Source organism: Anaerolinea thermophila, assembly GCF_020723905.1.
In the GTDB taxonomy this organism is placed as follows: Bacteria; Chloroflexota; Anaerolineae; order Anaerolineales; family Anaerolineaceae; genus Anaerolinea; species Anaerolinea thermophila_A.
In genome coordinates this window covers 83955-98049 of record NZ_DYHZ01000003.1, presented here as the reverse complement: position 1 = coordinate 98049, position 14095 = coordinate 83955, and the positions used below count along the sequence as shown (strand labels likewise).

Genomic DNA, 14095 nt, shown 5'->3' with positions numbered 1-14095 from the left:
ATCTGGGGGTAAACTATACCTGTATGCAAGAGATTGAACTGCTTCATGAAATCCGGCAACCCTGGGTGCAACGTTCACCCCAAGCCTTAGCGCGGGCAGCAAACATTCGGGAAGATTTACGTGAACAACTGGAGCAGTTCTTTGACCGGTTAGAAGTTTCACTGGAAACCGGGACTCATTCCTGGATGGATCCAATTCTCTCTGCATGGGCAGAGGCTTTACCCCAAACTGAATCACCAGATGTATCCAGCAGTCTGGTAGATTTTATCGGGGATTTGCTTCTCTTCACCAGTAAAATTTGCGAAGAACACTTAAAACCTGAGCAATCTATTGTCGTTCTTAGTGGTTTATTACCGATATTTCTGTACTGCTTTCGGCGCGCCTTCCAAATGGAAATGGAAGTACGGATTCGAGCCATATCCGAACAGTTACAACAGGTTCAACAGACTCTGGAAAAACTGGACCAGAGCAAGTCAGATTTCATTGCTGTTGCAGCGCATGAATTGAAAACCCCTCTCACACTGGTAGATGGGTATGCTGCCATGCTGAGAGACGCTTTAAACAGTCGCAATTTGACTGCTTATGAACTCGATTTATTGAATGGGATTCATAATGGAACAAGGCGTTTGAAAGCCATTATTGACGACATGATTGACGTATCGCTGATTGATAATAATTTGCTTTCCCTGAATTTCCAGCCTGTGTGGATCAACAGGATTCTCCATGTACTGGAAAATGAACTTCACGGTGTGCTTCAGGAAAGACAGCAAACTCTTACCATTCAAGACTTCCCCGGCAGTGGGGAAATGACCTTCGGAGATCCAGAACGCCTATTACAGGTCTTCCGAAATGTGCTTACAAACGCCATCAAGTACACCCCGGACGGTGGATCCATTACGGTAGATGGCAGAAAACTCCCTGGATTCATCGAAGTGATCGTTAAGGATACAGGGATTGGCATCGATCCTGAAGATCAGTTGCTCATATTCGATAAATTTGCACGGCTGGGAAAAACCGATCTTCATTCCAGCAGTAAAACCAAGTTTAAGGGAGGGGGACCCGGGCTGGGTTTGCACATTGCCCGGGGAATCGTGGAAGCCCACGGTGGAGCAATCTGGGTAGAATCTCCGGGATTTGATGAAAAAACCTGTCCCGGGTCGACGTTTCATATTCTTTTGCCGTTAATCACCCAACCACCCGATGAAAAAATGGCACGCCTTTTAGCCCCGCTCACAAATAAACCTGTAAAAAAATCGCTCTTTTAGGAATTTACTTACCATGACAGGATTCACACAAATGATGTTTAAACCGGCAGATCGTATTGCATCTTTCAAACCGTACTTCTTTGCCCAACTGAACCAAAAAATCAACGAACTTCGAGCCAAAAACGTCGATGTGATTCGCCTGGATATGGGGTCTCCGGATTTGCCTCCTGCCCCGTTTATCATTGAGGCACTGGTCAGTTCTGCACGACGCCATGACACTCATGGCTATACGCAAATGGGAGGTTCCCTTGCTTTCAAACAAGCCGTGGCTGACTATTATCAACACCGCTTTGGTGTATCTCTTGAACCACAATCCGAAATTTTGGCGCTGATCGGTTCGAAGGAAGGGCTATTCAACCTGGCACAGGTTATTCTGAATCCGGGTGATGTTTCTCTGGTTCCCGATCCTGCCTATCCGGTATATTCCAGCGCGAGCATCATTGCCGGAGCAGAGGTTTATCCTCTGCCTTTACTCGAGGAAAATGACTTCTTACCCGATTTGGATCGAATTCCTGAAGAGGTGCGGAAAAAAGCCAAAGTTATCTGGATTAATTACCCAAACAACCCCACCGGGGCAATTGCTCCAATGGAGTTTTATGAGAAACTTGTAGATTTTGCGCTCAAATATCACATTCTGATTGCCAATGATGCCCCTTATATGGATATTTGTTACGATGGGTATCAAGCCCCCAGCATCCTGCAAATTCCTGAAGCCAGGCAGGTTGCGGTAGAGTTCAACTCGCTCTCCAAAACCTATAACATGGCGGGGTGGCGTCTGGGCATGGCGGTAGGCAATCCTCAGGTGATAAAATACCTGCACACATACAAGAGCCAGGCGGATTCGGCGCATTTTCAACCGGTGATTGATGGAGCAATTGCCGCTTTATCAGGGGATCAATCCTGGCTGGAAGAACGGAACGCCATCTACCTGCAACGCAGAGACTTAATTGTTTCTACCTTGCGCGAGATCGGGTTCGAGGTTACCCCTCCCCCTGCTGCCATTTATGTCTGGGCAAAACTACCCTCTCCCCACCAGAATAGCGTGGAATTTTGTAATCGGCTTCTTGAAGAAACCGGGGTAAGTACTACGCCTGGAATTGTGTATGGAAAATACGGAGAGGGCTATCTCAGAATTTCTTTGGGAACCCCAACCGAGCGCATTGAAGAAGCCATGAAGCGATTAAAAAACTGGCTTGGAAAACGGTAAAATGCATGGCTAAGAAAGTTCCAGAACCCACTTCTCCACCTCGTGAAAGAGCATTCCTCGTCGGCGTAGAGTTGCGAAACGAGCGTTCTCTTTTACCTTTAGAAGACTCTCTTGAAGAACTGGCTCTCCTGGCAGAAACTGCTGGACTGGAAGTCGTAGGGCAGACAACACAGAAGCTGGATGCTCCTCATCCTGATACCTATATTGGATCAGGAAAAATTGAGGAAATCAAGATTCTGGTTGAGGAAACACTTGCCCAGGTGGTTTTGTTTGACAACGAGCTCTCTCCCCGTCACCTTCGAGAACTAGAAGAAAGGCTTGGTCCCAATGTGCGCATTCTGGATCGCACAGCCCTGATTCTGGACATCTTTGCCCAGCATGCCCGCACACGAGAAGGCATTCTACAGGTCGAACTTGCGCAATACGAATATCGTCTGCCTCGACTGACCCGCGCATGGACCCACTTGGCCCGCCAGGCTGGTGGAGGCGGTGGGAGAACTGGAAGCATGGGGGGAGTTGGTCTGCGTGGCCCGGGCGAAACCCAACTGGAGGTGGACCGGCGCGAAATCCGGAAACGGATTGCCACACTGAAAGCAGAACTGGAAAAAGTACGGGCGCACCGGATGCGCTATCGCGCACAACGACAGAGGTCTCAAATTCCTGTGGTTGCGCTGGTTGGGTATACCAACGCGGGTAAATCCACCCTGCTGAACCGACTGACAAATGCAGATGTTTACGTTGCAGATCAGTTATTTGCCACCCTTGACCCGACCACTCGCCGGGTGGAATTACCCGGAGGACATTTAGCCCTGTTTACGGATACGGTAGGCTTTATTCAAAAGTTACCCACCCAACTGGTAGCAGCCTTTCGGGCTACTCTGGAAGAAATTGCCGAGGCTGATTTGCTGTTGCATGTGGTAGATATTACCCATCCCAACGCTTTTGAGCAGGCGCAGGCAGTTCATGATACGCTGAAAGAAATCCAGGCAGACCATATCCCTGTCATTACACTTTTGAATAAAATTGACCGTCTACCTGATCCGAAAGCCGCAGAAGAAGTTCTCAAAAACTTTTCAGGTTCTGTATTAGCCATATCAGCCTTGAAAGGGATCGGCATTAACGAAATGCTTTCCCTCGTCAATCAGGAACTCTTTGAGACTTACCAGCCTGTTAAAGTTCGTATTCCGTATCAGGAAGGGAATCTCATCTCTCTGTTTCACGATCAAGGTCAGGTAAAACGAATTGAACATACTCGAGGTGGTGTTTTAATTGAAGGAAATTTACCGGGCAGGTTATTAGCCCGCTTCCAACCCTATTTATTCAACGAGGAAAAGCCTACGGCTAAAGAGGAAACTGTTTGATGTTGAACCTGTTTTCTAAACTGCTAGACCGTCTTTCCGAATTTCTTGCACCCCGTAAGGGACTTTTACCCCTCACAGGCATCTTGCTCATCGTATTGAATTTCCTTCTTAACGTCCTTGTACCTTCGGGATGGCTTGCACAGACCAATTTATTCCTGCACCTCGGCATCATTCTGGCGATTTTTGGGATTATGCTTGCCTGGGCACTGTAATGAATTCCTTAACACGAGCAAGCGCGGATAGTTTCTCCGCGCTTGCTCGTATCAGGAGGAAAAACGCCAGGCTATTTCTTGCTTTCCCGAGCGACCACTTCCACGCCTTTATAATGTCCGCAGTTTGGGCATACGGTGTGGGGGAGGCGCAGTTCACCGCAATTCGAGCAGGCAACCAGATTGGTGCTCTTCAACGTATCTTGTGAGCGACGACGATCGCGGCGTCCTTGTGAGTGTTTTCTTTTTGGATGAGGAACCATGCCAACTCTCCGATTTCTCAAATCTTTGGTCAATTTCTATACAAAAGCCGTCTAATTCTACCCGCCCCGTTTCCAGACGTCAAGGGGGAAAAACAATTCGCACAAAATTACATCGAGACCCGTAAAAAAATCTGGTAAAAATTCCCGAACTCTGAATGAATGGTTATAATCAACCTTATGGAAAGAGCGCGCATATTTATGACCCGAAGAATCCCGGACATCGGATTGGAAATGCTTTCCGGTCAGGTCGAAATTGACCTGTGGGAAGGCGAACTCCCTCCGCCTTACGAAGTCCTGAAAGAGCGCATCCAAAACGCTCAGGGATTGCTCTGCTTACTCACGGATCGCGTGGATCGTGAATTGATAGAGAGTGCCCCCCACTTGCGGGTGATCAGCCAATACGCTGTGGGAGTCGATAACATCGATTTAGAAACCGCAACAAGACGCGGGATTCCCGTTGGACATACTCCGGGGGTACTCACCGATGCAACTGCTGATTTCACATGGGCACTGCTCATGTCAGCAGCAAGGCGTGTGACCGAAGCCGATACATATACCCGAAAAGGGAACTGGAAAACCTGGGGACCGAGCATTCTTCTGGGGATGGATGTTTCCCACGCTACTTTAGGAATCATCGGATTTGGTAGGATTGGTCAGGCTGTAGCCCGGCGAGCAAGAGGGTTCGACATGCGCGTACTTTATACTGACACCAAGAGGATTCCAGAAATCGAAGAAACCCTGGGAGTAGAATACGCTTCTCTGGAAACTGTGCTTCGAGAGGCTGATTTCATCACATTGCACGTACCTCTTACCCAAAGCACTTATCACCTGATCGGGGAAAGAGAATTTTCCCTGATGAAAAAGGATGCCATCCTGATCAACACAGCGCGCGGTGGAGTTGTGGACCCAGACGCCTTATACCATGCTCTTAAGACCAGGCAAATCCGTAGCGCAGCGATTGATGTGACCGAACCCGAACCGATTCCAATGGACAGCCCACTTCTGGAACTTCCCAACCTTATCATTACCCCCCATATTGCCAGTGCAAGTGTCCAATCAAGGAATCAGATGGCGGTTATGGCTGTGCAGAATCTAATTGCCGGGTTGAAAAGGGAACGGTTACCTTTTTGCGCAAACCCGCAGGTGTATAACCAACAATGGTAACCCCCCTTTAGATTTATAATAAAATCTGCAAAAACTAAATTCAGCATCATCTCAGGAGGGGATTTTGGATACTCAGTTCGCCACACCTCAATGGGTTCATGACGCGGTATTTTATCAAATTTTTCCCGACCGATTTGCCAGCAGTATTCAGGTAGAAAAACCAGCCAATTTAGAGGACTGGAACGCTCCCCCCACTCCACATGGATTTAAAGGCGGCGACTTAATGGGAGTGGTTGAACATCTGGATTATCTTCAGGATTTAGGGATCACCGCGATTTATTTCACCCCCATTTTTCAGTCTGCTTCCAATCATCGTTACCACACTCACGATTATTTCAAAGTAGATCCTCTCCTGGGAGGAGATAAAGCCTTTCAGACTCTGCTCAAAGAAGCCCATCGCCGAAATATCCGCATTGTACTGGATGGAGTTTTTAACCATGCCAGCCGGGGTTTTTTTCAGTTCAACCATATTTTGGAATGCGGAAAACAATCCCCTTACCTGGACTGGTTTAAAATCCACGGCTTCCCGCTGAACGCCTATGAAGGAAAACCGCGTTATGAATGCTGGTGGAGCATCGCCGCTTTGCCGACCTTCAATCATGCTAACCCCCAGGTCCGAAAATTCATCATGGATGTCGGTCGTTACTGGATTGAACAGGGAATTGATGGCTGGCGTCTGGATGTGCCCTTCGAAATCAAGGAATCCGGATTCTGGGAAGAGTTTCGCAATGTAATCAAATCCGTGAATCCAGATGCTTACATTACCGGAGAAATCCCCTGGGATGCCCGGCCCTGGTTACAGGGAGATCAATTTGACGGGGTAATGAATTATCTCTTTACTTATGCACTATGGAGTTTCTTTGGAGGAGAACACCTCCAAGAGGATTTAGTTGGACACTGGCGAGGACATGGGCCTGAATTTTTTGTCAAAGATGCACCATCCTTTGCCCGGCAAATTACTTCACTTCTGAACCTCTACCCCCTTCCCGCTGTGCAGGCACAGATGAATTTGCTTGATAGTCATGACACTGCTCGCTTTCTCAGTCTGGTGGGAAGACGCAAAGAAGCACTTCGCCTTGCAGCATTGGTCATGTTTACCTATCCAGGCGCACCTACCATCTACTACGGTGATGAAATTGGCATGGAAGGTGGAAAAGATCCGGACTGCCGGCGTGGTTTCCCATGGAATTCCTCGCAATGGGATTTGGAATTAAGGAATTACTTTAAATCTCTGATTGAAATTCGCAAGAAGCACCCAGCCCTTCGAGATGGAGAATGGGAAATTCTCGAGGCACAAGATCAATGGTTAGCCTATGCCCGGAAACAGGGAAAGGACTATCTCGTAGTACTGGTAAACAATAGCCCTCGAACACAAACCATTGAACTTCGTATCCAACAATCGGTTCTGGAGGGAAAACGGTTTAAGAATCTCTTCAGTGGAGAGATAATCCATCTAACGGAAGAGTTTTTCCTGAAATATCAACTAGCACCGTTCACTGGCACTATTCTTTCCATGCAATAGACACCAATATGAAACTTGCTACTATTCAACAGGGAGATCACAAGCAGGTCGGTATCGTAGAGGGAGAGCAAGTTTTTCTGCTTCCACTGCAAAGTTTCCCCTCCATTGAATATATTATTCAAGGAGGGAAAAATCTCCTGTCAGAAATATTGGCCAGGAAAACCTCTTTTCCACAAAAAAGGTTTTTTGAGGTCAAATTAAAAGCACCACTATCCAACCCTGGGAAAATTATTGGTATTGGGTTGAATTATCGAGACCATTGCCGCGAGCAAAATGTTCCCATTCCCGAGCGTCCTGTGGTTTTTGCAAAGTTCTCCTCCTCGATCATTGGAACCTGTGAGGACATTTGCTGGAGTGTTGAGGTGACCCAACAGGTGGATTTCGAGGTGGAACTGGGGGTAGTCATAGGAAAGACTGCCCGGAACGTTGCACCGCAGGAAGCATTAAACTTTGTGTTTGGTTACACTATTGTCAACGATGTCTCTGCACGGGATATTCAATTCCGGGATCGTCAATGGGTACGCGCAAAGAGTCTGGACACTTTTTGTCCGATGGGTCCCTGGATCGTCACCTCTGATGAAATCCCGGATCCACAGCGCCTTCACCTCTCCACAAAATTGAATGGGGTCACCATGCAGGACTCCTCAACCTCGGAAATGGTTTTCAGTGTAGCGGAATTAATTTCTTTCCTCTCCCATTCTTTTACCCTGCAACCGGGAGATGTTATTGCAACCGGCACTCCGGATGGCGTTGGCGTTTTCCGGAAACCACCCGTATTTCTCAAGGATGGCGATTTTCTTCACATGGAGATTGAAGACATTGGCGTTCTCGAAAACACCTGTAGAACAAATCTCTGAAACAAGGTAGAGAAGAGGAGAGAATCATGAGCACACAAAGTCCATCTCGAAAAGTCCTTCACATTGGCGCGGCATACTACCCGGAACACTGGAAATCTGAACAATGGCTCAATGATATCCGCCTCATGCAGGAACTCGGGATCAGCGTGGTTCGAATGGGCGAATTTGCCTGGTCCAGTCTGGAACCATCTGCAGGAAACTTCCAGTTTGAATGGCTGGATCATGCCATTAGCCTTCTTGCCCTGCACAATATTCGCACGGTGCTGGGAACCCCAACGGCTGCACCTCCCGCGTGGCTGGTGAGTGAACATCCGGAGATCCTGGCAACCAATGAGGAAGGCAAAAAAGTTCAGTTTGGAAACCGTTGCCATTATTGTGTCAACTCCAGTGCATTTCATGAGGCAACCGCCAGGCTGGTTAAAGCCATGGCTGAGCACTTTGGAAGTAACCCGAACGTAATTGGCTGGCAAATTGACAACGAGTTCAATCGGATTTGTTACTGTGAACACTGTCACTCCCTTTTCCAGGAATATCTCAAAGATAGATACAAAACCTTTGATGAACTCAACCGTCGCTGGACAACTGCTTACTGGAGCCAGACCTACAGCGACTGGAAACAAATTCCAATCCCAATTGGTCCTCACAATCCCGGTTTGATGCTGGAGTGGAAACGGTTTGTCACTCAGAGTTATCGAAAATTCCAAAAATTACAAATCGATCTTCTCAAACCGCATTTGAACGAACAGGTCTGGGTCACCCATAACTTTATGGGGTGGTTTGACGGGCTTGATCATTATGAAATGGCTGCGGATCTGGATATGGTTTCCTGGGACTGGTACATTGGCATGGGACATAACGAACCTGTTTTTTCCAGTGCCACCCATGATCTTACCCGGGGATTCAAAAAGAAAAACTTCTGGGTCATGGAAACCCAACCCAATACCGTTAACTGGGCAAAAATCAACAACCCGCTTTATAAGGGCGAAGCCAGAACAATGGCGTGGCAGGCTATTGGCAAAGGGGCTGATGCAGTTCTGTACTGGCAATGGCGTTCTGCCTTGAACGGGCAGGAACAATTTCACGGTACGTTAATCGATCAATCGGGGCAGCCCAGACCTTTCTTCGAGGAAGTGAAACAAATTGCCAGCGAATTCAGGCAACTATCCTCTTTGTTTGAAAATACGCAGGTTGAATCCCGGGTTGCTGTAATGAATGACTATGAAAGCCGCTGGTCCATTTCATGGCAAAAACATCACCGGGATTTTGATTATGTAGCCCATCTGATGGCATATTATCGTCCTTTTTGCCAGTTGAACATCCCCGTAGATATTATTTCTCCGGATCAATCTCTGGAAGGATACAAGATTGTCCTGGCTCCCTCACTGACCATTGTTGACGAAAAACGGGTTGCCCACCTCAAGGCGTTTGTGGAGAACGGAGGACATCTGGTACTTGGCTCCCGCACCGCCGTGAAAAACCGCGATAATGCTTTCCATCCATTGCGCCCGCCTGCATTCCTGACACCCCTTACAGGCGCCGAGGTGGAAGACTTTTATGCCATCAACGAAGACGTCCCCGTGATCGGGAACTGGTTTACCGGCAAGGCACGAATCTGGGCTGAACGGATCAGAATCATAGACCACGATTTCACCCTTCCCGTAGCGACATATGGCTCCTCCAATGGATGGCTTGATGGACAGGTTGCCATCACAGTACACAACCATCAAGCCGGAATCGTATATTACGTTGGCGCTTATCTGGATGAAACCGCCATGTTCGCATTTCTTAAGAGGGTTGCCTCAAGTGCGGGCGTGAACGGAATGTTTGAAGCGCCGGTTGGAGTCCACGTGTACCGCCGCGTAAGAACGTACGACCGCAAAGAAGTTTTTGTCATTGTCAATCATACCCAGGCGGAACAACTGGTTAAACTGGACAACAACACTTACGATGATCATATCAGCGGGAAGCGTATCGCCGGTCAGATTCGCCTGTCTCCTTATGGAGTTGCCGTTCTTACGAAAACCATTTAAGCCAAGGATGTTTCTTTGAAAACCCCACGCTCTAAAGGTTATAGCATTGCTCTGGTAGGCACACTGCTGTGGTCTGCCACAGCAGTGTTTATTCGTTACTTAAGCCAGGAGTATCAAATCCCGGCACTGATTCTGGCATTCTGGCGGGATTTATTTACAGCCGGGATTGTACTGCTGGCTGTCACCATCCTCAAACCAGCCCTCCTCCAGATTCAACGATCTACGCTTTTATTCCTCACCGGGTATGGAGCACTCCTCGCTGTGTTCAATTGCCTCTGGACTTACTCGGTTTTTTTGAATGGAGCCGCAATTTCTACTGTTCTTGCTTACAGTTCAGCGGCATTTACTGCGATTTTTGGATGGCTCATCTGGCGGGAAGACTTGCGTCTTCCCAAAATTATCGCTATTTGCTTCAGCGTGATCGGTTGTATCCTGGTATCCGGGGCACATCAGGTTCAACACTGGAATTCCAATCCAGTCGGAATTCTTACAGGGCTATTGTCGGGTGTTGCCTTTGCCGGTTACACTCTGTTTGGACGTTTTGCCTCAAAAAAGGATATTCCAACCCCAACCGTACTGGGATACACTTTTCTCATTGCCGCTATTTTTCTCCTTGGCACCAACCTTCTATTCCCCATTAACTGGGTTGGAAGCCGTAATCTTCTCTGGCTGGGAAACCAATGGGATGGCTGGACAGTTCTGTTTCTTTTAGCCCTGATCCCTACAATAGGAGGGTATGGTTTGTACACCTATAGCCTGAATTACCTGCCCGCCAGCGTTGCAAACCTCATAGCCACCCTTGAACCGTCTTTTACCGCTTTACAATCCTATGTGCTGCTTGGAGAACGATTTACTTTCGACCAGGTACTTGGAAGCCTGTTAATTCTTTCAGGTGTGATCTTGTTGAGAATCAATGATATTCAGCAAATTCATACAGAAAAAAGGAGAGCAAATGAAATCTCTTCCACCCAAACCCCTGCTATACGAAATTAACACGGCTGTCTGGCTTCAAGAACTTTCTCTAAAGACCGGAAAATCCATCACGCTTAACACCGTACCTGAAGAGGAGTGGAATCGATTGCAAGGATCAGGATTCCATCTAATCTGGTTAATGGGTGTCTGGAAGCGCAGTCCTTTAGGAACACAAATTGCCTTACAGAACCCTCAACTGGTGCAGGAATTTAAACAGGTCTTAAAGGATTATTCCCCATCTGACACCATTGGATCGCCTTACTGCGTACAGGATTACAAAGTAGACGAACGATTTGGAGGGACAGAAGGAATCCTGAAGGCTCGGAAAGAACTCCATGACCGGGGAATGAGCCTCATTCTCGATTTTGTTCCCAATCATGTAGCACCCGATCATCCTTGGACGCAGGACCATCCTGAATATTTTATTCAAGGTACAGAAAAGGATCTTCGTCAAAATCCTGATGCCTATATTCGGATTGGGAAATCCATCTTTGCCAGGGGAAAAGACCCCAATTTCCCCGCCTGGCAAGATGTTGTTCAGTTAAATGCCTGCCATCCCGGTCTCAGACAGGCCACCATCCAAACGCTGATAGAAATTGGTCAAATCTGTGACGGTGTTCGTGTGGATATGGCTATGTTGATGCTGAATTCAATTTTCCCACGAACCTGGAGCCATCACCACATAGCCCCACCAGACAAAGACTACTGGGAAGAAATTCTCCCTGCAGTAAAGGAAGTTCACCCTCATTTCTTTTTCATGGCAGAAGCGTACTGGGACACGGAACCCGAACTTCTGGCACAGGGATTCGACGCCTGCTATGACAAAAGACTATATGATTTCATTAAAGGGCGCGCCCCCAAACAAATTCGTACCCAACTGGCAAAACCGGTCCATTATCAAACCCATCTGGTGCGTTTTATTGAAAACCACGACGAAATGAGAGCGGTGATGGCATTTCCTTCCGGTCAATGGAAACTGGCGGCAATCATGACCGCAACCACGCCGGGAATATTTATGCTCCACGAAGGGCAAATGGAAGGGCGCTCTATTCGATTGCCTGTATTTCTGGGGAGACGTCCTGAAGAAAATCCTTCTGAAGAGGTTTTAGCATTTTATAAAAAATTGCTGGTTTTGCTCAACCGCCCTGAATTATCCGGACATTTTGAAGCATTACCCACCAGTCATCCAGTCATGTGCGGGTGGCAATGGCATGGAGAGGAACAATCCCTTCTCATCTGGGCAAATCCTACAAAACGGTTTGCCAGGTTAAAACATGATAACCTTCCCCAACACAGCCCCATCTGGGCAGAAGGATACAAGACCCGAGAAAACCAATCAGGGAATGATTTATTCCTTCCTTTTGGATTTGCCATCTGGGAAGTTCATTAATCCTGGGCTTTTCTCAGTGCAGTTCGAACAGCCTCTACCACCAACATCACTTTTTCTTCCCCCATCGTAGGATAAAGAGGGAGAGTTACCTCTCTTAATCCAGCCTGTTCTGTATTCTGCAAAACAACCTGATTGTATCGTGAACGATAATACGAGAATTGATGAATCGGTGGATAGTGAATGGAAGTCTGTACACCCTGATCTTTCATAGACTGCATGAAGCGCTCACGGTTTACAGCTCGTGGCAGAATCACTGGAAACAGGTGGCATGCAGATTGTCCATTACTTTTCGCAAACGGGAAAATGAGGGGTAAATCGGCTAACTCCCTCCAATATAACTCTGACCATTTCTTTCGCAGAGCATTGTTCCTGGAAAGTTTTTTTAACTGTTCGATCCCTAATGCGGAATGAATTTCGTCAATGCGGTAATTGTATCCAAGCGCCAGGACATCGTAACTGAAAGCGTGTCCTCGATGACGGTCATAGGTGAGAGTGGTCATTCCGTGGGAACGGAGCAGCCGGATTTTTTCGGCTAGATCTTCCCGGTTGGTGAGAATCATGCCTCCTTCACCCGTGGAAAGATTTTTATTCGAGAAGAAACTGAAACACCCCACGTCTCCCCATACTCCCAGAGATTTTCCATTCAAACTTGCTCCGGGAGCATGAGCAGCATCCTCAATGACGTAAAGATGATAGTCATGGGCAATGGTTAAAATGTCCTCCATCCGGCATGGATAACCGCCATAATGCATCACCATAATGGCTCTGGTTTTTGGGGTAATTTGCTTGCGAATTTCCTCCGGATCAATAGTTAATTCATCCAATCCGATAACATCAGCAAAACGAACCTCTGCCCCTGTATAAAGCACTGCATTGGCGGTGGCAACAAACGACAGGGATGGAACGATAACCTCATCTCCAGAATGGATATCTAATGCCAGGCAGGCAAGGTGTAACGCTACCGTGGCATTGGTAACTCCAAAAGCAAACCTTGCACCATGTGCCTCAGCAAAGGCTTTTTCAAAGGTTTGGGTTACCTCTCCCATCGTAAGCCATTTTCGTTGCAGTACACCTAAAACGGCATTGGCTTCTTCCTGGCCATAATCAATATCGGCTAAAGGCACTCGCCATTCCATGAAGTTTCCTCCGGTAATAACTGATTGCGGATCTGTTCAAAATCGAGGTTGGCTTGCTCGTAATCATCCGGTCGTCCCAAATCTTTCCAGTAGCCATCAAAGGGATAGGCAACCACCTTTTCACCCACAGCAAGCAAGGTTTTTACCAGATCGGGAAAGTCAAGATATTCTCCTTTAGGAATGTAGCGCAGAACACGGGGCTCAAATACGTAAATCCCCATACTCACCTGATATTCCAGAGTAGGTTTTTCAATATAATCCACAATTTCATGTCCACCATTGACATGAATAACCCCTAAGTCAATGAATACCTTTCTTCGGTGCGTGGCAATTGTTGCTATTCCACCTGTACGAGCATGAAACTTCAACAAATCCTGGAGATCCAATGTTGTTAAAACATCTCCATTCGTGACCAGAAATGTATCCTCCAAGCCTTCCACCATTGCCAGCGGGCCTGCCGTTCCAAGTGGGCAATTTTCGTAACTGTAACAAATGCGTAAACCCAGATGCTGACCATCTTGAAAATAAGCCTTCATTAACCCAGAAAGATGCCCTACTGTCAGAATAACCTCCTGGATGCCGGCACGTTTCATCTGAAGCAACAGAATTTCAAGGATGGCTCTATCTCCAACAGGTAACATGGGTTTGGGGATAATACGAGTATATGGCGCAAGACGGGTCCCCTTACCCCCAGCAAGAACAACCGCTTTCATCTTTTA

13 protein-coding genes are annotated in these 14095 nt (G+C 47.4%); 10 read left to right on the top strand and 3 right to left on the bottom strand.

What is annotated here, in order from left to right:
• Window positions 1-23 precede the first annotated feature (23 nt).
• From LHF31_RS05250 to LHF31_RS05235, 4 genes are read left to right on the top strand one after another with little or no spacing between them, the layout of a single operon-like run.
• A complete protein-coding gene (locus LHF31_RS05250; RefSeq protein WP_298008566.1) occupies window positions 24-1265 on the top strand; it encodes a sensor histidine kinase KdpD in 1242 nt (413 codons plus the stop codon).
• 31 nt (window positions 1266-1296) lie between these two features.
• Complete coding sequence (locus LHF31_RS05245; protein WP_298008563.1) at window positions 1297-2472, top strand: LL-diaminopimelate aminotransferase; 1176 nt, start codon at window positions 1297-1299, stop codon at window positions 2470-2472.
• A 5-nt stretch (window positions 2473-2477) separates the two neighbouring features.
• Window positions 2478-3833 (top strand): GTPase HflX, encoded by a 1356-nt coding sequence (gene hflX, locus LHF31_RS05240; RefSeq protein ID WP_298008561.1) that lies wholly within the window; start codon window positions 2478-2480, stop codon window positions 3831-3833.
• Window positions 3833-4045 carry a hypothetical protein gene (locus LHF31_RS05235; RefSeq protein ID WP_298008558.1) on the top strand — a complete coding sequence of 71 codons (213 nt, stop codon included), beginning with the start codon at window positions 3833-3835 and terminating at the stop codon, window positions 4043-4045. Before hflX ends, LHF31_RS05235 begins: the two co-directional genes overlap by 1 nt.
• Window positions 4046-4116: 71 nt before the next feature.
• Here LHF31_RS05235 and rpmF read toward each other — a convergent pair whose 3' ends face one another.
• Complete coding sequence (gene rpmF / locus LHF31_RS05230) at window positions 4117-4305, bottom strand: 50S ribosomal protein L32 (RefSeq protein WP_298008556.1); 189 nt, start codon at window positions 4303-4305, stop codon at window positions 4117-4119.
• A gap of 177 nt (window positions 4306-4482) precedes the next feature.
• Between rpmF and LHF31_RS05225 the strand changes: the two genes are divergently transcribed.
• The 6 genes from LHF31_RS05225 to LHF31_RS05200 all read left to right on the top strand — a co-directional run bounded on the left by LHF31_RS05225 (window position 4483) and on the right by LHF31_RS05200 (window position 12240).
• A complete protein-coding gene (locus LHF31_RS05225; protein WP_363324784.1) occupies window positions 4483-5469 on the top strand; it encodes a D-glycerate dehydrogenase in 987 nt (328 codons plus the stop codon).
• A gap of 64 nt (window positions 5470-5533) precedes the next feature.
• Entirely contained in the window at window positions 5534-6991 is a 1458-nt protein-coding gene (locus tag LHF31_RS05220; protein ID WP_303773757.1) for a glycoside hydrolase family 13 protein, read from the top strand.
• Between the two features lie 8 nt (window positions 6992-6999).
• Window positions 7000-7848 carry a fumarylacetoacetate hydrolase family protein gene (locus LHF31_RS05215; protein ID WP_303773755.1) on the top strand — a complete coding sequence of 283 codons (849 nt, stop codon included), beginning with the start codon at window positions 7000-7002 and terminating at the stop codon, window positions 7846-7848.
• Between the two features lie 26 nt (window positions 7849-7874).
• Entirely contained in the window at window positions 7875-9878 is a 2004-nt protein-coding gene (locus LHF31_RS05210) for a beta-galactosidase (RefSeq protein WP_303773753.1), read from the top strand.
• 15 nt (window positions 9879-9893) lie between these two features.
• Window positions 9894-10871 (top strand): DMT family transporter, encoded by a 978-nt coding sequence (locus tag LHF31_RS05205; RefSeq protein ID WP_298006476.1) that lies wholly within the window; start codon window positions 9894-9896, stop codon window positions 10869-10871.
• Window positions 10831-12240, top strand: coding sequence for an alpha-amylase family glycosyl hydrolase (locus LHF31_RS05200; protein ID WP_298006478.1), 1410 nt, complete (start codon window positions 10831-10833; stop codon window positions 12238-12240). Before LHF31_RS05205 ends, LHF31_RS05200 begins: the two co-directional genes overlap by 41 nt.
• Here the strand turns inward: LHF31_RS05200 and LHF31_RS05195 are convergent.
• Together LHF31_RS05195 and LHF31_RS05190 are read right to left on the bottom strand one after the other, a co-directional pair.
• A complete protein-coding gene (locus tag LHF31_RS05195; RefSeq protein ID WP_303773750.1) occupies window positions 12237-13376 on the bottom strand; it encodes a DegT/DnrJ/EryC1/StrS aminotransferase family protein in 1140 nt (379 codons plus the stop codon). The two genes, LHF31_RS05200 and LHF31_RS05195, sit on opposite strands and share 4 nt — an antisense overlap.
• Window positions 13355-14089, bottom strand: a complete 735-nt coding sequence (locus tag LHF31_RS05190; protein ID WP_298003727.1) for a sugar phosphate nucleotidyltransferase — start codon at window positions 14087-14089, stop codon at window positions 13355-13357. Before LHF31_RS05190 ends, LHF31_RS05195 begins: the two co-directional genes overlap by 22 nt.
• Window positions 14090-14095: the final 6 nt, after the last annotated feature.

Excerpts from the sequence above, each read along its gene's own strand:
- LHF31_RS05250 (WP_298008566.1), top strand. The coding sequence starts at position 24 with ATGCAAGAGATTGAACTGCTTCATGAAATCCGGCAACCCTGGGTGCAA.
- LHF31_RS05245 (WP_298008563.1), top strand. The coding sequence starts at position 1,297 with ATGATGTTTAAACCGGCAGATCGTATTGCATCTTTCAAACCGTACTTC.
- hflX (WP_298008561.1), top strand. The coding sequence starts at position 2,478 with ATGGCTAAGAAAGTTCCAGAACCCACTTCTCCACCTCGTGAAAGAGCA.
- LHF31_RS05235 (WP_298008558.1), top strand. The coding sequence starts at position 3,833 with ATGTTGAACCTGTTTTCTAAACTGCTAGACCGTCTTTCCGAATTTCTT.
- rpmF (WP_298008556.1), bottom strand. The coding sequence starts at position 4,305 with ATGGTTCCTCATCCAAAAAGAAAACACTCACAAGGACGCCGCGATCGT.
- LHF31_RS05225 (WP_363324784.1), top strand. The coding sequence starts at position 4,483 with ATGGAAAGAGCGCGCATATTTATGACCCGAAGAATCCCGGACATCGGA.
- LHF31_RS05215 (WP_303773755.1), top strand. The coding sequence starts at position 7,000 with ATGAAACTTGCTACTATTCAACAGGGAGATCACAAGCAGGTCGGTATC.
- LHF31_RS05210 (WP_303773753.1), top strand. The coding sequence starts at position 7,875 with ATGAGCACACAAAGTCCATCTCGAAAAGTCCTTCACATTGGCGCGGCA.
- LHF31_RS05200 (WP_298006478.1), top strand. The coding sequence starts at position 10,831 with ATGAAATCTCTTCCACCCAAACCCCTGCTATACGAAATTAACACGGCT.
- LHF31_RS05195 (WP_303773750.1), bottom strand. The coding sequence starts at position 13,376 with ATGGAATGGCGAGTGCCTTTAGCCGATATTGATTATGGCCAGGAAGAA.
- LHF31_RS05190 (WP_298003727.1), bottom strand. The coding sequence starts at position 14,089 with ATGAAAGCGGTTGTTCTTGCTGGGGGTAAGGGGACCCGTCTTGCGCCA.